This window comes from Nocardiopsis sp. iso_25, assembly GCF_056173305.1.
In genome coordinates this window covers 275,403-297,887 of record NZ_CM149667.1, presented here as the reverse complement: position 1 = coordinate 297,887, position 22,485 = coordinate 275,403, and the positions used below count along the sequence as shown (strand labels likewise).

20 protein-coding genes are annotated in these 22,485 nt (G+C 71.3%); 11 read left to right on the top strand and 9 right to left on the bottom strand.

What is annotated here, in order from left to right; translation table 11 throughout:
• Positions 1-17: 17 nt before the first annotated feature.
• Positions 18-233 carry a hypothetical protein gene (locus tag AC0VX6_RS01370; RefSeq protein ID WP_475467200.1) on the bottom strand — a complete coding sequence of 72 codons (216 nt, stop codon included), beginning with the start codon at positions 231-233 and terminating at the stop codon, positions 18-20.
• A gap of 52 nt (positions 234-285) precedes the next feature.
• The gene (locus tag AC0VX6_RS01365) at positions 286-822 is read right to left on the bottom strand and encodes an ATP-binding protein (RefSeq protein ID WP_274975860.1); all 537 of its coding nucleotides are present in this window, start codon (positions 820-822) and stop codon (positions 286-288) included.
• A 193-nt stretch (positions 823-1,015) separates the two neighbouring features.
• On the opposite strand from AC0VX6_RS01365, the gene AC0VX6_RS01360 reads away from it, so the two are divergent.
• From AC0VX6_RS01360 to AC0VX6_RS01340, 5 genes are all read left to right on the top strand, one after another.
• A complete protein-coding gene (locus AC0VX6_RS01360; protein ID WP_475467199.1) occupies positions 1,016-1,828 on the top strand; it encodes a helix-turn-helix domain-containing protein in 813 nt (270 codons plus the stop codon).
• A gap of 53 nt (positions 1,829-1,881) precedes the next feature.
• Entirely contained in the window at positions 1,882-2,070 is a 189-nt protein-coding gene (locus tag AC0VX6_RS01355; protein ID WP_368045811.1) for a DUF397 domain-containing protein, read from the top strand.
• A 351-nt stretch (positions 2,071-2,421) separates the two neighbouring features.
• The gene (locus AC0VX6_RS01350; RefSeq protein ID WP_475467197.1) at positions 2,422-3,213 is read left to right on the top strand and encodes a hypothetical protein; all 792 of its coding nucleotides are present in this window, start codon (positions 2,422-2,424) and stop codon (positions 3,211-3,213) included.
• Positions 3,210-3,713 carry an ATP-binding protein gene (locus tag AC0VX6_RS01345; RefSeq protein ID WP_475467195.1) on the top strand — a complete coding sequence of 168 codons (504 nt, stop codon included), beginning with the start codon at positions 3,210-3,212 and terminating at the stop codon, positions 3,711-3,713. Before AC0VX6_RS01350 ends, AC0VX6_RS01345 begins: the two co-directional genes overlap by 4 nt.
• 457 nt (positions 3,714-4,170) lie before the next feature.
• The gene (locus AC0VX6_RS01340) at positions 4,171-5,988 is read left to right on the top strand and encodes an acyl-CoA dehydrogenase (protein ID WP_274975856.1); all 1,818 of its coding nucleotides are present in this window, start codon (positions 4,171-4,173) and stop codon (positions 5,986-5,988) included.
• Positions 5,989-6,067: 79 nt separating this feature from the next.
• Here the strand turns inward: AC0VX6_RS01340 and AC0VX6_RS01335 are convergent, their stop codons facing one another.
• The 3 genes from AC0VX6_RS01335 to AC0VX6_RS01325 form a co-directional block, all read right to left on the bottom strand.
• Complete coding sequence (locus tag AC0VX6_RS01335; RefSeq protein ID WP_475469233.1) at positions 6,068-6,472, bottom strand: PIN domain-containing protein; 405 nt, start codon at positions 6,470-6,472, stop codon at positions 6,068-6,070.
• On the bottom strand, positions 6,469-6,690 hold the full coding sequence (vapB, locus tag AC0VX6_RS01330; protein WP_017563380.1) for a type II toxin-antitoxin system VapB family antitoxin: 222 nt from the start codon (positions 6,688-6,690) through the stop codon (positions 6,469-6,471). The genes AC0VX6_RS01335 and vapB overlap by 4 nt, the downstream gene beginning before the upstream one ends.
• A gap of 155 nt (positions 6,691-6,845) precedes the next feature.
• Entirely contained in the window at positions 6,846-7,640 is a 795-nt protein-coding gene (locus tag AC0VX6_RS01325; protein ID WP_475467194.1) for a GNAT family N-acetyltransferase, read from the bottom strand.
• A 217-nt stretch (positions 7,641-7,857) separates the two neighbouring features.
• Here AC0VX6_RS01325 and AC0VX6_RS01320 point away from each other — a divergent pair, with 217 nt between their 5' ends.
• Positions 7,858-8,691: an SDR family oxidoreductase gene (locus AC0VX6_RS01320; protein WP_475467193.1), complete on the top strand. Its 834-nt coding sequence runs from the start codon at positions 7,858-7,860 to the stop codon at positions 8,689-8,691.
• A 263-nt stretch (positions 8,692-8,954) separates the two neighbouring features.
• On the opposite strand, the gene AC0VX6_RS01315 is transcribed toward AC0VX6_RS01320, so the two are convergent.
• Complete coding sequence (locus AC0VX6_RS01315; protein WP_475467192.1) at positions 8,955-9,419, bottom strand: TIGR03668 family PPOX class F420-dependent oxidoreductase; 465 nt, start codon at positions 9,417-9,419, stop codon at positions 8,955-8,957.
• Between the two features lie 303 nt (positions 9,420-9,722).
• Entirely contained in the window at positions 9,723-11,009 is a 1,287-nt protein-coding gene (locus tag AC0VX6_RS01310) for an MFS transporter (RefSeq protein ID WP_274975852.1), read from the bottom strand.
• Between the two features lie 569 nt (positions 11,010-11,578).
• On the opposite strand from AC0VX6_RS01310, the gene AC0VX6_RS01305 reads away from it, so the two are divergent.
• Both AC0VX6_RS01305 and AC0VX6_RS01300 read left to right on the top strand, forming a co-directional pair.
• Positions 11,579-11,956, top strand: coding sequence for a hypothetical protein (locus AC0VX6_RS01305; protein WP_019609224.1), 378 nt, complete (start codon positions 11,579-11,581; stop codon positions 11,954-11,956).
• 648 nt (positions 11,957-12,604) lie between these two features.
• Positions 12,605-13,744 carry a WD40 repeat domain-containing protein gene (locus tag AC0VX6_RS01300; protein WP_475467191.1) on the top strand — a complete coding sequence of 380 codons (1,140 nt, stop codon included), beginning with the start codon at positions 12,605-12,607 and terminating at the stop codon, positions 13,742-13,744.
• A gap of 200 nt (positions 13,745-13,944) precedes the next feature.
• Here the strand turns inward: AC0VX6_RS01300 and AC0VX6_RS01295 are convergent, their stop codons facing one another.
• Positions 13,945-14,619, bottom strand: coding sequence for a hypothetical protein (locus tag AC0VX6_RS01295; protein WP_274975850.1), 675 nt, complete (start codon positions 14,617-14,619; stop codon positions 13,945-13,947).
• A 199-nt stretch (positions 14,620-14,818) separates the two neighbouring features.
• Between AC0VX6_RS01295 and AC0VX6_RS01290 the strand changes: the two genes are divergently transcribed.
• Positions 14,819-15,292: a GerW family sporulation protein gene (locus tag AC0VX6_RS01290; protein WP_274975849.1), complete on the top strand. Its 474-nt coding sequence runs from the start codon at positions 14,819-14,821 to the stop codon at positions 15,290-15,292.
• A gap of 133 nt (positions 15,293-15,425) precedes the next feature.
• Here AC0VX6_RS01290 and eccD read toward each other — a convergent pair whose 3' ends face one another.
• Positions 15,426-16,760, bottom strand: coding sequence for a type VII secretion integral membrane protein EccD (eccD, locus tag AC0VX6_RS01285; protein ID WP_475467190.1), 1,335 nt, complete (start codon positions 16,758-16,760; stop codon positions 15,426-15,428).
• A gap of 217 nt (positions 16,761-16,977) precedes the next feature.
• Between eccD and eccCa the strand changes: the two genes are divergently transcribed.
• Positions 16,978-20,943, top strand: a complete 3,966-nt coding sequence (eccCa, locus tag AC0VX6_RS01280; RefSeq protein ID WP_475469232.1) for a type VII secretion protein EccCa — start codon at positions 16,978-16,980, stop codon at positions 20,941-20,943.
• Positions 20,944-21,209: 266 nt separating this feature from the next.
• On the top strand, positions 21,210-22,334 hold the full coding sequence (locus AC0VX6_RS01275) for a hypothetical protein (RefSeq protein ID WP_475467188.1): 1,125 nt from the start codon (positions 21,210-21,212) through the stop codon (positions 22,332-22,334).
• Positions 22,335-22,485: the final 151 nt, after the last annotated feature.

Genomic DNA, 22,485 nt, shown 5'->3' with positions numbered 1-22,485 from the left:
ACCGGCTCGTGGCGGCGCTACGGGGTGGAGACGGATTCATCCGGCTGCACCAGGAGGGCTGCGATGTGTTCCTTGGGGTAGCGGCGTGCTCCGCCCGGGGTGCGGAAAGGTCGGAGGACGCGGTCCCAGTCGCCTCGGTGGAGGCTGCGGGGGCGGATGTTGAACAGTTGGGCGACTTCGCCGGGGGTGAAAACGTCGGGGCGGCCGTCGAGGAGGTAGCTGTAGTCGGGCATGAGGCGCTTTCCGTGTTCGGCGGGTGGGCGTGGCGCGAGGCAGTGCCGTTCCTCAGGCCTCGGTGGTGGGAGCCCCGGTCCACTGGTGCCCGGCGCGATCGATGAGGGCGCGCACCGTCAGGGATTCGCCCGCGTTGCCCGTCCAGTCCCAGGACACCGACAGCTCGTCCAGCATCAGCAGCCCGTTGCCGGTGGCCTCCAGCGGTTCCGTGGGCTTTCGCGGACGCGGAAAGCGGATGGGCTGGTCCGACCGGGGTCCGTCGTCGGTGACCGTCAGGGTGTAGGTGTGGGGCTTGCGGTGCAGCGTGACCCGGACGGTGCCGCCGGGGTCGCCGGACCGGCTGTGCTGCTGCGCGTTGGTGACCAGCAGGCTCACGGCCAGCACCAGCGGAAAGGCCGCACGGCGCGGAGAGCGGGCGTTGCGGTAGGCCCAGTCCCGGGCGATCCCGACATGGCGGGGGTCGCTGCCCAGGACGATGCCGCAGCGGTCGGAGTCCTCGAACCGCATCCGCCAGGGCGGTTGGAGCGTCAGCGTTCGGCGGCCGGGAACGCCTTCCGGGGTGGACTGACGAGGGATAGCCTGGTTCATGTTCGTACCTGTTGTCGTGAGAAGCACGGGTTCCGGACCAGGTCCCGGGGTTGTCAGTACAGCCGCCGGGACTTTTCTTCGGCCGTCGTCACAGTCCCACCAGAAGGCCTCTTCAGCTACCGACCTCTGGGATATCCGAAATTTCTCGGTGAATCTCGTTGGCGGCTGATAGCAGGCTGATAGAAAGCAATACATGGCGAACGAGGTCGATCCGAAGGCTCAGAGGTTCGGTGCCGAGGTACGTCGGATCCGCGAGCAGGCAGGGTTTTCGCAGACCAGACTGGCAAGACTGATCCCGGCATCCCAGGCGACGGTCAGTGATATCGAACTGGGCAAGACGCCCGCCAAAAAGGTCACCGCACAACGAATCGGTCAGGCGCTCAACAGCGAGGAACGGCTAGTCTCCGTGTGGGAGGACCAGTACGAGGGGTACAAGCCTCCTGACTGGTACAAGGAACTGCCACTCGTGGAGCAGCGGGCCACGCAGATCCAGCAGTACCACCCGTTGCTCGTCCCAGGTCTTCTGCAAACCCGTGATTACATGCGAGCTGCGATCAGGGCCCCCAAGAAGGCAGCACAGCAAGAAGCCATAGACGCGAAGGTTGAAGAAAGGAGCGAGCGCCAAAATTTCCTGAAGCGCGAAAACCCACCCTTCTACTCGGTCGTCTTGGATGAAACCGTGCTGCATCGACGCATTGGAAGCCCTGACACGATGCGAGGTCAGCTCGAATACCTGCTGGAGGCCTCGGCCCAGAGCCGCATGGAGATTCTGGTCATCCCCGCAGAAACCTGGGACCATCCGGGCTTGGACAACGGGGTTATATTGCTGAAAGTTCCGAATTCCGGAACGCTCCTCTACCTGGAGACAGGACCCATCGGAGGAGTGATATCCGATACCGGAATGGTTGATCAGTACATCTCTTTGATGAGTGATCTGCGGGGACTGGCTCTACCTCCCAATCAGACACAGTCATTGATCAAGAAAGTGCTAGGAGAAATCGAGTGACCCCTGAAGGAACACGGCACGAATCCACGTACAGCACTGGCGATGTGGACCAGGTGAAGTTCTGTCCAACCGCACCCTCATGGCACAAGAGCAGCTACAGCATCGCCGACACCAACTGTGTCGAGGTCACCGAGGGCGTCACCACGGCGGTGCGAGACACGCAGAACCGCGAGCTGGGACACCTGTCGTTCGCAGCCACCGAGTGGGCCGCGCTCGTGGACTCGCTCAAGAGCCTCGGCTAGCCACCGGGAGCCACGGAGCGGCACTCCTCGTGTGGTGCCGCTCCTTCTTTATGCCTCCACATAATTCCGGACATTCACAACAAAAGCCATCAGTTGCGGCATTAGATACCAACCAAAGTGAACCCGGCGGAGCCAGCTAATAACCCCCCTACAGGACCCTGAGCTGCGGCGATGCCGTCAACCCGAAATTACCCTGGAGTAGTTCGCAGAAAAGTTCGCATCCACTCCTCCCCTGCCCTTAATCTGGCACCGGACACACAACTCCATCCACGCAATGACCCCGCGACGGTTACTCACCGTCCGGGGCCGTGGCCAGCAACAACCACCCTTTGAGACAAGGAAATTGCCAGCATGCGCCAGTTTAGCGCTGCGGCCCTGATCCGTGCCCTCGGCATGGTCAAGGCCCTCTTCGCGCCCCCGTGCGGACGCCACTCCGCCACCGGCGGCCGTCGCCGCCGCTCCACCCGGGTCCGCCGCTACGTCCCGGTTCCCGCCCAAGTCCGCGTTCCGGTCGAGGCCACCGCGCCTCCCGCACGAACCGACCGGGCTCCCGAGCGACCCAGGCACCCCGAGCGCCCCGCCGCTCCCGGCCCTGTTCCCGGCTCCGTCCCCGCCGCCGCTCCCGTTCCCGCCGCCGCACCCCGCCTGGCCCCGCCGAGCGCACGCTTCCCCGCCGACGACATCGCCCTGGTCCGCCCCTACTACGCGGCCCGGGAACAGGCCCGCGCAGAGGCTCGCGCGGGAACCCGCGAACCCGGAGCCGCGCGGGTCCGGCACGAGGTCATCATCCGCCTCGGCCAGCGGCCCAGCACGAATACCCCGTTCTCCGGCGACCTCCTGGCGACCGACTCCGTCCCGGTCCCGGCCCGGGCCCCAGCAGCGGCCTCGACCGAGGCTCCCGTTCCAGCCCCGACACGGGTCCCCGCCCCGATCCCCGCGCGGGCCTTCGAGCCCGGTCCAGCCCCGGTACCCGCCCCCCGCCCTCCGTCCCCCGCCTGCGAGGACCCCGAGGACTGGCGCGCGTTCACCCGGCTCGCCCGCGTCTGGCTCGACCAGCAGCAGCAACGAGCCGAGCGGACGCAGCGAGCACAGCAGGCACCTCAGCCCCGCGCGGAACACCACCGACAGGCGGTCCCGGCATGATCTTCCTGACCACGCCCAAGGTTCCGCTCCCCCTCGTCCGCTGGGAGCACCGCGTCTACCCGGGAACACTGGACCAGCTCGCGCGGGTCCGCGCCGACCTCGCGGCCGACCTGGCCGGTTTCGACGGCGACCTCGTCGAGACCGTGCGGCTGTGCGCCAGCGAGCTGTTCGCGAACTCCGTCAAGTACACGGATTCAGGAGAGAGGGACGGCGAGGTCGTCCGCGCGCTGTCGATGCCCAACGCGCGAACACTCCGCTTCTCGGTGAGCGACTGCGGCGGAGGCGGCGAAACCCCTGCCGTCCCGGAGGAGCGGACGGAGGACGAGTGGAGCTGGGCCGAGGGCCAGCGCGGGCTGCTGCTCGTGCAGAACCTGTCCACAGCCTGGGGACACTTCCGCCTCACACCCTGGGCCGACCTGGGCACCCACGTGTGGGCCACCTTCGCCGTCCCCCCGGGCGGCGCTCCGCCCGCCACGCGCCCCTACGTCCTCATCGACTGAGACCGGATTCCGAACGGGCGGGGAGGCCCGGCCAGCATCTCCCCGCCCCTGCTCCCTGCCCCCGCCTCCACGGCACCCGCACCCGCACCCGCACCCGCCCGCGTTCACACGACAGGCCCCGCATGCACCCCGACAGCTCCGCCCCGCGCGGCCCGCCCCGCGCCGCTCCGATCGGGCAACACCCCTCGGGCGGTCAACCCCCGCGTCCCACCCCGGCGTTCCACCCGAGCGACCGGCTCCGCGCGGCCCGATCCGGCCAAATCGCACCCCGTGCGAGCCCCCGAACAGCCCGTTCAGCGCGCCTCACGAAAACCCGCCCCTTCTTTTGGTATCCCCTGGGACACAACTCCCTCCCTCCCACTGGCGCCGGTCGCTACTGGGTAGTAACATTGACTTGTTACTAGTCGGTAGATCCGCGTGTACAGACACCGCGGCCAGGGACACAGCGGAGCTGTCCATGACGCATTACAAGAGCAACCTTCGCGACATCGAGTTCAACCTCTTCGAGGTCTTCAGGCGCCAGGACGTCCTGGGACAGGCCCCCTTCGAGGAGCTGGACGAGGAGACCGCCCGCACGATCCTGGACGAGGTCAACCGCCTCGCCACGGGCGTCATCGCGGAGTCCTTCGAGGACGCGGACCGCAACCCCCCGGTCTTCGACCCGAAGACGAACACCGTCGCGGTCCCCGAGAGCCTGAAGAAGTCCTACAAGGCCTACATGGACGCCGGCTGGTACAACCTCGACCTCCCCCAGGAGCTGGGCGGCCTGGGCGCCCCCCGCTCCCTGGTCTGGTCCGCCGCCGAACTGGTCCTCGGCTCCAACCCCGCCGTGCACATGTACTCGGCCGGTCCCGGCTTCGCGAGCATCCTCCACTCGGAGGGCAACGAGGAGCAGAAGCGGTTCGCCGAGCTGGCCATCGAGCGCGGCTGGGGCGCCACCATGGTCCTCACCGAGCCGGACGCCGGTTCGGACGTCGGCGCGGGCCGCACCAAGGCCGTCGACCAGGGCGACGGCACCTGGCACATCGAGGGCGTGAAGCGCTTCATCACCTCGGCCGAGCAGGACATGACCGAGAACATCTTCCACCTGGTGCTGGCTCGCCCCGAGGGCGCCGGCCCCGGCACCAAGGGCCTCTCGCTCTTCCTGGTCCCCAAGTACCTCATCAACGAGGACGGCTCGCCCGGCGAGCGCAACGGCGCCTACGTCACCAACGTCGAGCACAAGATGGGCCTCAAGGCCTCCACCACCTGTGAGCTGACCTTCGGCGACAAGCACCCCGCCATCGGCTACCTCGTGGGCGACAAGCACGACGGCATCCGCCAGATGTTCCTCGTCATCGAGTACGCGCGCATGATGGTCGGGACGAAGGCGATCGCCACCCTGTCCACCGGCTACCTCAACGCCCTGGAGTACGCCAAGGAGCGCGTGCAGGGCAACGACCTGGCCGCGGGCAAGGACTCCCCCAAGGTGACCATCACCCACCACCCGGACGTGCGCCGCAGCCTCATGACGCAGAAGTCCTACGTGGAGGCCATGCGCGCCCTGGTGATCTACACCGCCACCCAGCAGGACGCGATCCAGATCGCGCACCGCACGGGCCAGGACGCCGCGGAGCTGGAGGCCATGAACGACCTCCTGCTGCCGATCGTCAAGGGCGTGGGCTCCGAGCGCTCCTACGCGCTGCTCGCCGAGTCCCTCCAGACCCTGGGCGGCTCCGGGTTCCTCCAGGAGTACCCGATCGAGCAGTACATCCGGGACGCCAAGATCGACACCCTCTACGAGGGCACCACCGCGATCCAGGCCCAGGACTTCTTCTTCCGCAAGATCGTGAAGAACGGCGGCCAGGCGCTGGGCAAGCTGGCCGGGGAGATCAAGGCCTTCGCGCAGAGCGACGCGGGCAACGGCCAGCTCAAGCAGGAGCGCGCGCTGCTCCTGGAGGCGGCCGAGAACGTCGAGAAGATCGTCGAGCTGATGGTCGGCCACGCCATGGGCTCCGCCGAGGACGCGCGCGAGCTGTACAAGGTGGGCCTGAACTCCACCCGCCTGCTCATGGCCTTCGGTGACGTCGTCCTGTCCTGGCTGCTGCTGCGCCAGGCGGAGGTGGCCCTCAACAGCATCGACGGCGCCAGCGACGAGGACAAGGACTTCTACACCGGCAAGATCGCCGCCGCGCGCTTCTTCGCCGAGCAGTTCCTGCCGCGCATCGCCGCCGAGCGCCGCATCGCCGAGGGCGTGACAGTGGACCTGATGGACGTCCCCGAGTCCGCCTTCTAACCACGTCGGACCCGGTGAGAGGGCGGGGCGGCCACAGGGCCGCCCCGCCCTTCCGTCACCCCTCCGGCGGATACCTGGGTCAGACCGTTCTCAGCCGCTCCACCGGTTGCCCCGTGATCTCCGCGATCAGCTCGAAGTCCTTGTCGAGGTGGAGGAGGGTGAGCCCGGCGAGTTCGGCCACCGCCGCGATGAGGAGGTCGGGGATGCCCGGAGCTCTGTGCTGCCCCCGGTCCGCGAGCATCGCCTGGACCTCGACGGCTCGGTCCTCCATCGCTGGCGTGACGTACTCGACGGGCATCACCGCGAGCGGTGGCCGTCCGAGGAAGTTGCGCAACTCGCCGCCGGTTCTAGCGGAGAACCCGACCTCCAGACAGGTCACCGTGGATATACGCACCATGCCGCGTTCGATCCGCGTGGCCCACTCCTGTGCGTCGGGGCTCGCCGCCAGTCGTACGAACGCGGATTTGTCTATGAGCCACATCATTCCCACGCCCGTTTCATGACCTCAGGATCGGCGAGGTCGGAGAAGGCCTCGGAGAAGCGCGCCAGATCGTCCACGGTCACCGCACCGCCGGAGGCGTGCGCTGTCCGCTCCAGTGAGCGTCTCAGGTACTCGCTACGCGACAGCCCCTGTCTCCTGGCGTCCGCGTCGATGACTTCCAGGACGTCTTCCGGCACGTTTCGAATAAGCACGTCGGCCATGGGACCACCTCCAAGTGATATCTAAGGATATCACTTGGAGGTCGTGTCGCCGAGGGCGTGACGGTGAACCTGATGGACGTCCCCGAGTCCGCCTTCTAACCACGTCGGACCCAGTGAGAGGGCGGGGCCGGCCACCGGGCCGCCCCGCCCTCCGGTCATCCCGCCTCCGGCGGGGACCACACGTAGGGGGTCGTCGTGGTCACCTCCTCGAAGCCCAGGCGGCGCAGGATCGGCGCGCTGTCGTCGGAGGCGTCCACCTGGAGGTGGCGGGCCCCTCGTGCGGCGGCGATCCGGGCGCGGGCGGACACCAGCGCCCGGTAGATTCCCCGGCCCCGCCAGTCGGGCAGCGTGGAACCGCCCCAGAGCCCGGCGAAGTCCGTTCCCTCGTGGAACACCAGCCACGCGGCGGACACCACCTCCGCCCCGTCCTCGGCGGTCATGACGACGGTCCCCTCCGGGTCGGCGGCGACCCGGGCGGCCAGCTCGTCGGCCAGCCAGCCCCAGTCCTCGCCCCACACCCGGGACTCCATGTCGGCGATCCGGCGCAGGTCCGCCGTCTCGGCCACCCTGCGCAGCACGACCCCGGCGGGCGGGGCGGACGCGGTGGCGACCGCCTCGGTCCGGCCGACCAGGACGGTCTCGCGCTCCTCGGGCAAGAACCCCGCCGCGCGGAGGCGGTCGGGCAGGTCCACCGGAAGGTCGTGCCCGTGGGTCTTCCACTCCACGGACTCCCCGCGCTCCGCGAAGCGGTCGCGCTGGCGGAGGATCAGCCGGTCCAGCTCGGCCCCGCGCAAGCCCGTGTCGGGCGGCGCGCAGACGAGTCCCCTGCGCTGGCCGACCAGCCGCGTCACCGGGCCGTCCCGTTCCGCCAGGACCCCGGCGGGGAGGGTGCGGGGTACGCCCCGCATCTGTTCGTCATAGGCCCTGAGCAGGCCCTGCCTCGTCGTCACGGGCCGACTCTACGGACTTCCCGGTGCAGGTCAACCGGTTTTCGCGGGCGGTCGGGTGGGGCACCCGCGCCACGGGCCCCACCTGTACGGGACCCGCGCTTTTGGACACCTCCGCTCCGCGCCAGCGGCTCCGGCATCACGTGTACGGGGGGTGGCGCTGGGTAGCCGCTCACCCGAGCGCGTGCGCCGCCGGGAGGCGCACGGAAGGGGGTAGAGCATGGCACGCGACGACCGCGTCGAGGGAGCAGGGGAGTTCGACGACTACGACCGCGTGGCGGTGGTGACGGGCGCGGACAGCGGAATCGGCCGGGCGACGGCGATCCGCCTCGCGCAACAGGGCTTCGACGTCGGCGTCACCTTCCACCACGACGCGGAGGGCGTGCACCGCACGGAGGCCGAGATCCGCGAGACCGGCCGCCGGGTGTCCGTTCGCCAGCACGACCTCTCCGACCCCGTGCGGGGCTCGGAGGCCGTCGCCGAGCTGATCGAGGACCTCGGCGGCATCGGCGTCCTGGTCAACAACGCGGGCACCGGCTCCGGGGAGCACCTGCTGGAGACCAGCTACGAGCGCTGGCGCGAGGTCCTGTCCGTGGACCTGGACGCGCCCTTCCTGTGCTCGAAGATCGCGGCCGCGCACATGCGCGAAGCCGGTCGCGGCGGCCGCATCGTCAACATCACCAGCGTGCACGAGGAGTTCCCCCGGGTGACCGCGGGCGCCTACTGCACCGCCAAGGGCGGGCTGAAGCTGCTCACCCGCGTCCTGGCCCTGGAACTGGGCCTGTACGGCATCACCGTGAACGCGGTGGCGCCGGGCGAGATCGCCACGCCCATGACCGGGCAGCACGAGGAGGAGCCCGCGCTGGACTCGCGCGCCGGGTACCCGCTGCCCCGGCCGGGCCACGCCTACGAGGTGGCGGAGGCCGTGGCCTTCCTCGCCAAGCCGGAGGCGTCCTACGTCACCGGCGCCTCGCTGTTCGTGGACGGCGGGCTCTCCCTGATGGGCCCGCAGGCCGGGGGCGCGCTCCAGGACGCCACCTGGCGCGCGGGCTGACTCCGCTGGCACCCGGAACCCGCCGCCGCGGTCCGCCGGGTGGCTCCGGCCCGCCCCGGCGCCACCCCACGGGCCGTGCGCGGCGGTTCCCCCGCTCAGGGGGTGGCCCGTTTCCGGCACTCCGGCACTACCGTCGGCGGCCGACAGCGGCGCAGGAAGCGGGACCGCCGCCGAACGCACGCGCACCGCGCCCCAGTGCCCCGCGCCGCCACTGTTGCGGCGCGCCGTCAGCGTTCCGGCGTGCCGAGTGTCCCGGCGTGTTGTCAATGTTCCGACGTGCCGGGCTCCGCACCGGTCTCCGCGTCGGGTTCCTCCTCGACCGACCACCCGGACCAGTGGCGGACCTCCACCAGGATGATCGCCTCCTCGGGCGGCGTGTCCCGGTACTGGGGATAGCGCTCGACCAGCCTGTCGCGGGCCTCCGTCCAGGCCGGGCCGTCGTGCAGGACCAGCGCCTCACCGTCCGCGCGGACCCACCACAGCCGGTCCCAGTCGTCGGAGTACTCGTCCGCGAGCAGCGACACCCGGGGGTTGCCCTCGATGTCGAGCAGCCGCCTGAGCCGGTACGTGGTCTTGGGCTTGTGGTCCACGGGGATCGCGATCGTGTCGCCGTAGGCCGCGAACACCACGGGCACCAGATGGGGCTGCCCGTGCTCGCCCACCGTGGCCAGCCTGGCGACGCGGCTCCGCGCGAACATCTCCCTGGACCGTTCGGGACTCCACCTCATGACAGAGAAAATCCCACGCGGCCCCGGACGGCACAAGAGGCGCGCACGCCCTTTTTCTCCTTGTCCCCGCGCGCACGCGCGCGGGGCCCGCAGCGCCCGCCGGGAAGGCGGTTCGTCCTCGCCCCCGCGCACGTACGGGGCCGTACACACGGCGGAGGCCGGTCCTGGGACCGGCCTCCACGCGTACGAACGCCCCCGTCCCCCGAAAGTTTTCGGCCCCGTGAACCGGGGACGCCGCTCCTCTTCTCCACGCGCGCACACGCACGCGCGCGAGACGGAGCCCTGGGTGTACTGACCCGAGAGTCAGACCCGGGGACGGCGCAGGACGAAGTAGTACAGCGCCGCGGTCGCGCACACCGTGGCGACGGCCATCGGGACGAACGCCAACTGGTAGGCCTCGGGGCCCTCCGGCAGCGCCTGGAGCAGCGCGCCCGCCGCCACCGTGCACACCACGGCGGTCGTGAACCCGCTCATGTTCACCAGGCCGGAGGCGACGCCGGTCCGGCTGGCGGGGATGCCGTCGCGCGCGAAGTCGAAGGAGACCGTCGGCGCCAGGGTCTGCCCGATCGCGCTCACCGCGAGCACCGTCAGCCCCACTGCCACCGGGGTTCCGCCGGGCCACGCCACCAGCAGCAGCCAGCCCAGGCTCAGCACCGTGCTCAGGGTGAGCCCCAGCCACCGGCGCACGCCGGGTCTGCGCCCGATCACGACGCCCGCGAGCGGAGCCATCCACAGCCCGCCCGCGGCCAGGGCGGTGAGGGTGAGGGCGGCGGTGTCCTCGGGCAGCCCCAGGCCGCCCACGAGGAACGGGTAGCCCCACAGCACCATCATCATCGTGAACGGGGCCATGACGGCCGCGTGGTGGGCCATACCGATCTGCGGGCCGCGCGAGCGCAGCGCCTCCTTGAGCGCGGCCCACACCGAGATCGGGTCGGCGACCGTGGAGCGGCCCGCCGCCCCGGCCGGGCGGTCGCGCACGACCACCAGCATCAGCAGGGCCATCAGCGCGGTCAGGGCCGTGGTGGCCAGGAAGGCGGCCACCCAGCCGAAGCCCTCCAGGGCCCAGGCCATCGGCGCGGCGCTGGCCACCTGCCCCGTTCCGCCGACCACGCCGGTGAGCCCGCTGACGAGGGCGTAGCGCGAACGCGGGAACCACAGGGCCGCCAGCCGGATGACGTTGAGGAAGACCAGGGCGTCGCCGAGGCCGATGAGGAACCGTCCGGCCACCGCCACCTCTATACCGGGGGCGAGCGCGAACAGGCACGCGCCGACCGTCATCGCCGCCATGCCCATGACGAGCGTGTAGCGGGGGCCGAGCCGGTCGGCCAGCAGCCCCGTGGGCACCTGGAGGACCACGTACACCAGGAGTTGCAGCATCGGCAGGAGGGACAGCAGAGCCGGTCCGACGTCGAAGCGGGCCTGGGCCTCCAGGGCGGCCACACCCAGACCGTTGCGGTGCAGCATCGCCAGGAAGTACCCGCCCACGGCGACGCCCCACACGAGCCAGGCCCTGGCGCCGCCAGCGGGTTCGGAGGCCACGACGCCCTCCCGTGCGGTAGTCCGGTCACCGGATGTCTCGGTCTGTGTCACTGGGCGGCTTCTCTCCGTTTCGTACGACCGTTCCAGTGTCCTCCACATACGGGACCAGCCCTTACACCGGGGTGAAAGCGTGGGCAAAACCGACGGGAACACCGGCATGTCGGGAAGGGGCGCGGACGGCAAAGCCGGGGTTTGACCGGGTCAAGGGCCCGCAACCTGCACGAAGTCGCTCAGAGTCACGACAAACACGCCAAGAGTCGCCGCAACGAGTGACACTGGCGACATCTCCCACACAAACGGACAGGCTTTCCGCGACGCCCAAAAAACGGCCAGGCGTTCGGAATACATGCCCTGAGCTGCTGGTTCTTGGTTTGGTGAAGTCGAGACACATTCGTTAAATGTGATATTGGTCACTTCTAGAAGCCTCGACTACGAGGGGTCAGTTGCTGCTAGCATCCGGAGCGCAAAGAATAACTACGAGGTAACGACATCGTTCACGCCTCACCAACTTTGTGGAGGGAACCCGCCAAGGCCACCTGAGGCGGAGCACCTCGAACCGCGGCGACGTGGCCGCACAAGCGAACACGGCACCGCGGCAACCTAGACCACTGGAGACGACCTTGAGTCACTGGCGCCTGAACAACCCCCGGGCCTCCCGGGCGAAATCGGCCCTCGCCAGGCGAATCAAGCACAAGCCCCGCCACGCCTTCTGCGCCCAGCGCGCGATCACGGCACTCCTGGGTGAGCTCGCCTCCGTGACCCCCCGCCAGTTCTACTGGTCGGGCAGCTCCGAGCTGGCCGTCGTCTCGGTCCAGCGGGACGTCAACGTCTGGTGTCGCGACGGCCGCTTCTTCTGGAACGACCTGTTCCACGGCGGCCCGGTCTCGCATCCCGCGAGCGACCCCGTCGGCGCCGCGGAGCTCCTCAACCCCTTCGCGCAGGGGCCCGAGCCGGTCTACGGCCACGGCAGCGTCATCAACCACACGGTCGCGGCCTGAGGCCGCACGGCCGACTCTGAGACCTCTCGGTCAGCGGAGCCGCTGAGCCCTCGGCTGCCGCCCGCGGAGCCCGCTCCGCACACGTACCCGTCCGTGCGCTCCCCTGTCCGGCGCACGGCCCTCTCAGGGGCGCCGAACGCGCCCGACACGCCTGTCGGCGTTCCCGGGCCCCGCGCGCGGACCCCGTCGCCCCGCGCGGCACCGTTCTCCCGTGTCCCCCGTGGAGACGACCCTCTTCCCCGCACACGCCCCTCGGCCACCTGTCCGGCGCGCGTGCGGACGATTCCTTGTTCCTTCGCCCTACCCGTGCAGAAGGACTCGACACGTCCCGGTCCGGCGTAAAGCCGAAACCCCCTGGTACGCGGGCGTTTCCGCGCCCGGGTTCCACGGGCCCCGGTCGGCCTTTCGCCCGCCGCGCGTGCCTCCGGCCCTCCTCCGGCCTTCTTCCGGCCCCTCCTCCGACGGAGAGATCTTCAGACCTAAGGCACCAAAAACTGACAGACGGGCACATAACCTGCCCGAACCCTCCAGAACCATTCCCCACCAGCGGTCTTCTGGGGTTACGGTGGCTGCTGACAACCACACACGCACCGGCCCGGAGACGACGGGCCGTCCTCGCTCACCCCTGTAACACCCCCCAGAGGACCCATGCGCCCCCTCCACCCCGAAGAACCCTCACACCTCGGGGAACGACGCCGCCGCTCCCTCCTGCGCGCGGCGGCGCTGGCCGGTGTGGTGGTGCTCCTGGTGAGCGTGGGGCTGTACTCCTTCACCGCCCCCTCGTGGGACCCCGAGGCGACCGAGGGCGCCGCCGACTGCTCCGCGACCGGATCGGCCCTCTCCGACGGCCTCGCGCCGACCGGGACCCCGATGACCTCCTTCCCCGGGGACGTCCCGCTCGCGCTGTCCTTCTCGCCCGACGGCTCCGTCCTGGCCGTCTCCCAGATCGACACGGTGACCCTGTGGGACTGGCGGGAGTCGCGCGCCATCGCCCGCATCGACCACGACTCCTCCGCAGTACCGCCGACCCCGGCGGCGTTCAGCCCCGACGGGTGCCTGCTCGCCTACGGAACCCTCGACGGCGCCTCCGTCGTCGACCTGGAGACCGGCAGGAAGCGGGTAGTCGGTGAGGAGAGGGCCGTGCGGTCGATCGCCTTCAGCCCCGACGGCTCCTCACTCGCGCTGGGCGTGCGCAGCGACCCCGACGGACGGCTGCTGCACCTGCACGACACCCGTACCTGGGAGCTGGAGGCGCGGCTGTCCGGCTCGGGCGTGCTGGGCTCGATCAGGTACTCGCTCGACGGCAGCGTGGTGGCGGGCGGCGAGGAGGGCGGCGGGATCGCCGTATGGGACGCCGAGGACCTCTCGCTGCGGGGCCTGATCCGCGAGCGCGCCGGTGTGGGCGCGGCCTCGTTCGACCTCGTCCCGGACGGCTCGGCCGTGCTGCTCATCCGCTCCGGCTCCGTGCTCCTCGTCGTGCCCGGGACCGGAGCGATCGTCCGCGAGTTCGTCCCCGGCCCGGACGAGGGAATCCTGGTGGACGTCGCCTACAGCGCCGCGAGCGGCCGCGTGTTCGCCGCCCGCCTGGACCCCGCCACCGGCCGAGGCGACATGGTGGCGTGGCGGTACGCCTCGGCGACCGAGGTCGCGCTGGGCCCGGACCTGCCCCGCGTGTTCCCGATGGCCCTGTCCCAGGACGGGTCCCGGGTGGCGGGCCTGCGCACGGGGACCGGCGACGTCGCCGTCTACGACACCGAACTGAACCTGCTCAACGTGCTCACGCCCTGAGCCGGGCCGCGGGCGCGCGGTGGACCCGGCCCCCTGGAGGGCTGGACGGGGAGGCCGTCAACGCGTGGGGCCGCCGCTGCGGTGACCTCCGGACCGGCCCTTGCTACGCGCCGTGACCTTGTACTCATAGCGGGGTTCGAGCGTCGACATCGGCTATGCGTACAAGATCATCGCAGTTCAGAGCCCACGCGGTCAGTCCGCTAAGCGCCGGTGGAGGCGAGGATCTCCTCCGCCGCCCTGAGGGCGCGCGCGACCATCTCCTCCTCGTCGACGTAGGGAACGCCCTCGTAGTCGACGACCTCCGTCGCCGAGTAGTCGACGCTCACACCGACCTGGCCCTGGACCACCTGGAGGTCGACGTCGGTGCCCTCCGGGTCGACCTCCACGACCGCGTAGTCACCGATCTCGATCGAGGGGTCGGCGTCCTCCTCCGCGGGTGCCGAGGTGTCTTCCCTGTAGAGGCCCTCGTTGATCTCCAGGCGGTAGGTGAGACTGTGGCTGCGCGGCGGCGGACCGATGCTCGTGGCCACGGTGATGCACGTCATGGAGAGGCCGCCGAGATTCTCCACGTCCTCGGCGTCGGGGACACCGGCGTCGGACTCCTGGTTGCCGGCCCGGTCCTCGGGCGGACCGAGCAACTCGGTGCTGGTCTCCTCGGAGAGCACCTGGCACAGGTCGTCGGGGGCCAGCTCCATCGGGTCCACCAGCTCGACCGCCTCCTCGGGGGTCCCCTCGGGCGGGGAGGCCTGGGCGTCGGCCGCCGCGGTGTCGGGAGCGTCCGCGGCCTGCTCCGGCTCCGCGCCGCCGCAGGCGGTCAGCATGAGGGCCAGGACCAGCGCGGTCGCGGTCTTCGTCGTGTGGGGCGCAGGGGACACCGGGGGTTTCCTTCCTGGGTAACGCGGACGGCGGACACCATATCGCCCTCCCCTCACACTCCGTCACACAGCGTCCCGGACAACGCCGCCTTCCACGGGCCGCGACCCGGTGTCCGGAACAGGCCAGGAACGTTCCGGGCACCGCGGCCGCGTTACACAATGGGGCGGGTACGCAACCGCCACGAAGGGACCCGCCGCCATGCCGGACACCGCTCTGGGCCGCCGCGCCCGCCGCACCAGTCCCGCCCTGTCCGCGCTGGCCAGGCTGATCGAGAACACCGGCGCTTCGGCGCGGTCCTCGTCGGCGTTCGGCGAAGCGGTGGTCGCGGAGGGTTCTACGGTCGTCCCGGTGGCGCGGGTGACCGCGCTGACCATCATGGGCGGGGGTTCCAGCCGCCTGTTCGCCGCGGGCGGGGACGGCGCCGGGGGCAGCGGCTTCGTCCGGGTGCGGCCCGCGGGCTTCCTGCTGATCGACCGGGAGGGGGCGCGGTACCGCCCCATCCGGCAGCCCGCGTCGCTCCTCGTCATCCCGCTGGCCGTGGTGACGGCCGCCGCGGCCACCCGCATCGTGGGCGTGTCGCTGCGCGAGGCGCGCCGCCGCCGCGCCCTGGCCGCGACGAGGGAGACCCACGAGGCCGCGCGGGCCTCCTGCGGCACCGAGCACACCGACTGACCGGCCGCGCCGGAAGCCGCCTCCGGACGGCGCCGGGCCGTCACGGGGCTCCCGTCCTCCTCGGGAACCGCGTCGCGCCGGACGCGGACCCCCGTACGTCCCGCCCGTTCCCGGGGAGGACCCGCAGTCAGGGCTACGAGGTCATCCGCTCCACGAACGCGAACAGGCCCATCCCCCAGGCGAACACCGCGCACATCGCGATGATCACCAGGATCTCCGTCCAGTTGAGGAGGCGGCGCAGCGAGGCGCGCGGCACGTCGGTCAGCCGCACCCAGCTCAGCACGCCCAGCGCGATTCCCGCCACGAGCGCGACCAGCGGCAGCCACGGCGCCAGGAACGCGTACTCGCCGACCGTCGCGACACCCGCCGCGCCCAGGCCCAGCACCCCCGCCAGGCGCAGCGGAAGCACGTGCCGGATGCGGTCGAACAGCCGCGAGCGCAGCACCAGCAGCAGCGAGAGCAGCGCGCACAGCAGCAGGTCGGGCAGGCCCGCGGCCAGGTAGGCCAGCAGCACGGTCGTCGCGCCGCCGCTCACCGCCGTGCCCAGCACGACGCCCAGCAGGATGCGGTCGGTGTTGCCGAAGGTGTCCTCGAACCGGTCCGTGGTGACCTGTCCCGAGCGCCCCACCTCGTAGTCGAGTCCGGACAGCCCGCCCATCACCATCGCCACGCGCGGCAGCGCGCCCACGCACAGCGCCAGGACCAGCCCCATGGACCGCGCCCCCTGCACCGGCTCCACGAAGACGCCCACCACCACGAGCACTCCGGCCGTCACCGCGACCACGCCGAGCGCGCAGATGTAGGCCAGACCCGTCTCGTGCATCGTCCAGCCGATCACCGCCACCAGCAGCGCTCCGGACAGCGCGAAGGCCGCCTGCACCAGGAAGCCGGCGTCGGTCAGCAGGTTCGCGGCGAGCACGGCCGTGACCGCGCCCCACGCGCAGGCCGTCGCGAACAGCACGTGCGCGACGGCGGGCAGCGGCCTGCGCGCGGCGAGCAGCATCACCGCGACCGTGAACAGGGTTCCCGCCGAGGCGATCCCCAGGTGCCAGGCGGACGGGCTCAGCCGCATCATCAGCCCCAACAGCAGCAGGGGGCCGATGGCCGCGACGAGGAGGCCGAAGGACAGCGTGGTCGTGGGGTTCCAGATGTGCGCGGTGGCGTCGACGCGGTCCTCGACCGCGCCGCGGACGTCGTCCACGTGCGCGGGCCTGCCCGGCGCGGTGCGGCGGTCCAGCATCAGCACGTCGCCGTCGTAGACGCCCGCGCTCTCCAGCGGCTGGTCGGGGTGGACGGGGTCGCCCTCCACGGTGGTGAGCGTCCACGCGGCGGGTTCGGTGCCCTCCTCCTCGGGTGCGCAGACCTCCAGGATGCGGGGCATCAGTGTGGCCACGGGAACCGTTCCGGGGAGTGCCAGATCGGCCCAGCGTTCCGGTCCGGTCACCGTGACCCGGCAGTATCCACTCACACCAAGAATTCCTTTGTCGTTCGTCGTGGGCGGTTGTCACCCTCGGGGGGAGACGGACGCGAATTAGGCGATTCGCGGGGATCGCGAGATCATTCCTAGCGTAGCCACCCAGACACCAGCCCCCGTAGGCGGACCGAAAGAGATCCCCGTGGCGACGAGACCCGTACCCCGCCCAGCTCGCAGCGTCCCGACTGCCCCCGGGAACACTCCGCTCGTCATCGCGACCCCTCCCCAGATGCCGGAGAACCCGCCCTCGTCGAGTTCCGGCGCGATGATCATCATGCCGATCATCACCGGTTCGGGCTCTCTGCTGATGTCCATCACCATGGGCCACCGTCCGCTGATGGCCGTCGCCGGCGTGATGATCATGATCGCCAGCGTGGTCGTCGGCATCATCATGTTCGTGGCCCAGCACAACGGCCCGCGCAAGCGCATCCGCGAGCAGCGCGAACGCTATGTCGACTACCTCGACCAGCTCCGCGAGATCGTCCGGGACGTGGCCTCCGTCCAGCGCGCCGACAGCGCGTTCCGCCACCCCGACCCGCAGCTGCTCGTCGATCCGGCGCGGTCGCGGACGCGCCGCTGGGAGCGGCGGGCCGCCGACCCGGACTTCCTGGACCTGCGGGCGGGCACCGGGACGCGCCCGCTGGCGCGGCGGCTCAGGCTCAAGGTCGACACCTCCTCGCCGCTGATCGTCTACGACCCCGTGTGCCAGGGCGCGGCCGACCAGCTCATCGAGCTGTACGCGAACGTCCCCGAGATGCCGCTGGTCCTGCCGCTGCGCGAGCACGGCGTGGTGTCGGTCGTGGGCGACCGCGAGGCCGCGCGGGGGCTGGCCCGCTCGCTCGTCGCGCAGATGGCCACCTTCCACTCCCCGCACGACCTGCGGATCGGCGTGGTGCGCGACAACAAGCTGCGCTCCCACTGGGAGTGGCTGAAGTGGCTGCCGCACAACACCTTCGACGAGGCCAAGGACGGGCCGATGCCCGCCCGTTTCGTCGCCGTCAACACCGTGCAGATCGCCGAACTGCTCTCCGACGAGATCGAGCGGCGCACCGTCGACCTCCAGCGGCGCCGCGGCGCCCCGCCCGGCCCGGGCACCCAGCGCCTGGTCGTCGTCCTGGACGGCGAGTACCAGTCGACCCTGTCCGGTCTGCACGCCGAACCGCCGGTGACCTCCCTGGCCGACCTGGGCATCCACGTGATCGCCCTGGTGGCGGACCGGCGCGAGGAGCCGGAGGGCGTGGACCTGCGGCTGCGCATCGACGCGGACGGCACGCTGACCGAGGACACCGAGCACGCCGACGCCTCCGAGGACGCACCGCGCGTCCCGCTCCGGGGCCGCGCGGACCGGTCCGACGTCGCGCACCTGACCTCCCTGGCCCGCCTCCTGGCCCCGTACGGCATCGCCGTCACCGACAGCGACGACGCCATGCACGCCACCGTGGGGCTCCCGGAGATCCTGGGCGTGGCCGACGTCGCCCAACTGGACACCCGGCAGACCTGGCGCAGGCGCAGCACCGGCGACTACCTGCGGGTGCCGATCGGCGTCGGGCCGAGCGGCAACACGGTGCTGCTGGACCTGAAGGAGTCGGCCTTCGGCGGCATGGGCCCGCACGGCCTGGTGGTCGGCGCGACCGGCTCGGGCAAGTCGGAGATGCTGCGGACCATGGTGGCCTCGCTGGTCATCAACCACTCGCCTGAGTCGCTCGCGCTGCTGCTGGTGGACTTCAAGGGCGGCGCGACCTTCGCCGACACCGACCGCCTGCCGCACAGCACCGGCCTGATCACCAACCTGGCCGACGACGACTCGCTGGTCCTGCGGTTCCGCGAGGCGACCTACGGCGAGCTGGTGCGCCGCCAGCAGATCCTCAAGGACGCGGGCAACCTGCCCAACCTGCACGCCTACGAGGCGGCCCGGGAGAACGACCCCGGCCTGGAACCGCTGCCGCACCTGCTGATCATCATCGACGAGTTCTCGGAGCTGCTCACGGCGCACCCCGACTTCGCCGAGCTGTTCGTGGCCATCGGGCGCATCGGCCGGTCGATCGGCGTGCACCTGCTGCTGGCCACCCAGCGCCTGGAGTCGGGCAAGCTCAAGGGCCTGGAGTCGCACCTGTCCTACCGGGTGGGCCTGCGCACGTTCTCCGAGGCGGAGAGCCGCGAGGCCATCGGCGTGGGCGACGCCTACCACCTGCCGCCCGAGCCGGGCTCGGGCTACCTGAAGGTGGACACGTCGGTCTTCGAGCGGTTCAAGGCGGCGATGGTGTCGCAGCCCTACGAGCCGCCGGTCCGGGAGGAGAAGGAGGAGCACGAACCGGTGCTGCCCCTGCTCTCCTTCAACGGGCTGAACAAGGTGACCGGGGCGGGCTCGCTGGTGGAGTCGCTGGTGGAGTCGATCCGCGGCCGGGGCGGGGAGTCCGGGCGCAGGGAGGACAAGCGCACCACGCTCCAGGTCACGGTGGACCGGCTGGTGGCCTCGGGCGCTGAGAAGGTCCGGCCGATCTGGCTGGAGCCGCTGCCGCGGCTGCTCACCCTCGACAGGGTCCTGGAGGACCTGGGCGAGGGCGAGGACCTGGAGGGCCCCGGAACCGAGCCGCGCCCGTCGGACATGCGCGCCGTCATCGGCCTGACCGACATCCCCCGGGAACAGCGCGTCGTTCCGGCCGAGATGGACTTCACCGGCGCCGAGGGCAACGTCATCGTCCTGGGCGGCCCCCAGTCCGGCAAGTCGACGCTGCTGCGCACGGTGGTCGCGAGCCTGGCGTGGCGGTACCCGCCGGGCCGCGTGGGCGTGTACGCGATCGACTTCGGCGGCGGCGCCCTCCAGGCGATGGAGGAGCTGCCGCACGTGGCGGGCGTGGCCGGTCGGGCCGACCCGGAGAAGGTGCAGCGGGTGCTGGTGGACGTGCGCGCCCAGCTGGACCGGCGCCAGCGCGTGTTCCGCAAGTACCGGCTCGACTCCCCCGCCGCGCTGCGCCAGGCGCGCGCGGACGGGACGGTGCCCGCGAACGTGGTGGGCGACCTGTTCCTGCTGGTCGACGGCTGGTCCTCGGTGCGCGACACCTTCGACGAGGCCGACGAGGTCCTGATGGACATCGCGACCCGCGGCCCGTCCCTGGGCGTGCACACGATCCTGACCGGCGCCGCCTCCTCGCAGATCCGGTCCCGGTTGCAGGCGCTGTTCGGCGGCCGGTTCGAGCTGCGGCTGAGCGACCCGATGGACTCGGGGATCGGGCGCAAGATCGCCGAGGCGCTGCCCAAGGACACCCCGGGGCGCGGCCTGACCGCCGAGGAGCACCACACGCACGTGGCCCTGCCGCGGGTGGACGCGGTGGCCGACGACGAGGACGTCACCGACGGGATCCGGGACCTGGTCAAGCGGATCGGGGAGCGCTGGCCGCAGAAGGCCGTCCAGGGCGTCAAGACGCTGCCCTCCAAGGTGGAACTGTCCGACCTGCTCAAGGGCCGCCGGGCGCCCAAGGGCCGCGCCGCCGAACTGGTGTTGGGCCTGGCCGAGAGCACGCTGGCGCCGACCACCACGAACCTGGCCCGGGACCCGCACCTGGTGGTGTACGGCGACCCGCAGACCGGCAAGACAGCCCTCCTGCGCGGGCTGGTCAAGCAGATCGTGCAGCGCCCGCCCACGGAGATCGGCGTGGTCATGGTGGACTTCCGCCGCAGCCACCTGGAGCTGGTCCCGGAGGACCACCTGCTGGCCTACTGCACGAGCGCGGAGCAGACCCAGGCGGTCGCCGCGAACCTCGCGGGTTCGCTGAAGCAGCGCCTGCCGGGGCCGGACGTGACCCCCAAGCAGCTGCGTGAGCGCAGCTGGTGGAAGGGCCTGGACCTGTTCATCGTCGTGGACGACATGGACATGCTGGGGGCGAGGGCGAACCCGCTCGCGCCGCTGGTGCCCTTCATCGCGCAGGGCTCCGACCTGGGGCTGCACATCATCGCGGCCCGCCGCACGGGCGGTTCGGCGCGGGCGATGTTCGAGCCGGTGCTCCAGGCGCTCAGCGACATGGCCACGCCGGGCGTGCTCTTCTCCGGGGACCGGATGGAGGGGCGCCTGGCCAACGGCACGGCGTCCAAGCAGCTGCCGGTCGGCCGCGCCCAGCTGGCCCGCCGCGGCCAGCGCCCGGACCTGGTCCAGGTGGGGTGGAGCGAACCGCCCGCGTGACCCCGGGGCCCGCGGCGCGGCGCGCGGCGCGGGCCTCCAGGCAGTACGGACACCCAGGTGTGAGGCCCCTGCCCTGGTAGGAGCTTCGCGGCACCGGCCTTCAGGCGGTGCGCGTCCCGGCGCGGCGCACCCGGCCGGGGCGTCGTGTCGTCGCGGACCGGATAATGGGTACCGCGTCCCGGAGCGAACCTCGGCGTCCCCGGGACAGTCCCACCCCGTGCCCCCGCGGCCTCCCGACCGACCCCGTCCCCCCGAAAGGCAGCTCCATGCGGCGCCCCCTCGCCCTGACCTCGGCAGTGTGCCTGCTCGCCCTGACCGCGTGCACCGGCACGTCCGGCGGCTCCGGCGGCGAACCCGGGACCGGGGAGGAGCTGGCCGAGGAGGGGCTGTCCGGCCTGGCCCTGCTGCACCGGGGCTTCGAGGGCGGCGACCCGGAGACCGACCAGGTCCTGGTCTTCCACGACCCCGCGACCGGGCAGCCGCTCCAGCGGATCGCGCTGCCCGACGGCGCGGTCGACCCGATGGCCCGGGACCTGGCCGTGCACGCGCAGTTCTCCCCGGACTGGACGTACTTCGCCTACGTCACCGAGGAGCCCAACGCCGTGCAGGTGGCGGCGCTCACCGATCCGCAGGAGTCCGGCGCCGAGGAGGTCTCCTACCAGCAGGTCGAGACCGTGCCCGCCTCGGAGGGGGAGGTCCTGTCCCGTCCGGTGATCAACGGCGACCGGCTGTGGTTCGTCTCCGACACCCCGCAGGACGGCGTGCCCCCGCAGGTGCTGTCGGTGCCCCTGGAGGCCCCGACGGGCACCCCCAACCAGGAGGGCAGCCTCCTGATCGGCGAGAACCAGCGGCCCAGCGACTGGGCGCTGACCCCGGACGGGTCGCTGCACATCCGCAACAGCGTGCAGACCCGGCAGAGCAACGCCGTGGACGGCGGCATCCTCGTGGTTCGGGAGACGGCGGACAGCGTCGTCAACGCGGCCCTCAACGTCGACGGAGGCCAGTGGCAGACCTTCGGCAACTCCCCGGTCTGGGGCGGGGGCACCGCGCTGCTGCGCCCCGACGCCCCCGCCGGAGGCGGGGAGCCCCCGGCGGGCGCGTACCTGGTGACCGTGGAGGAGCAGGGGCACACGGCCACACGTCTGCTGGAGGAGGGCGACGGGCCGGTGGTGCAGTACGCGCCCTCGCCCGAACGGGACGCGGTCCTGCTCCAGACCAGCGGGTCCTGGCACCGGGTGGACCTGGCCGAGGGCGAGCCGGGAGAGGCCGCGGAGCTCTTCCCCCGCTTCCACGACTCGTCCATGGACGGCTGGCCGCTGGCGGTGCGCTGGGTGACGGAACCCGTGGCCGCGGACCCGAGCGCGAGCCCCGGCGCGGGCGGCGGCGGGTGAGGGCGCCCGGGCCCCGGTCCGGGCCGGGCCCGTGGCCGGAAGCGGTCAGCCGCCGCGTGCGGGGCACTGCCTGCGATCAGGCCGATCGCCGCCCGACGACCGATGTCACAAAAGCGCACCTCCGTTGACCGAAAGGTGCGATCCTTACTAT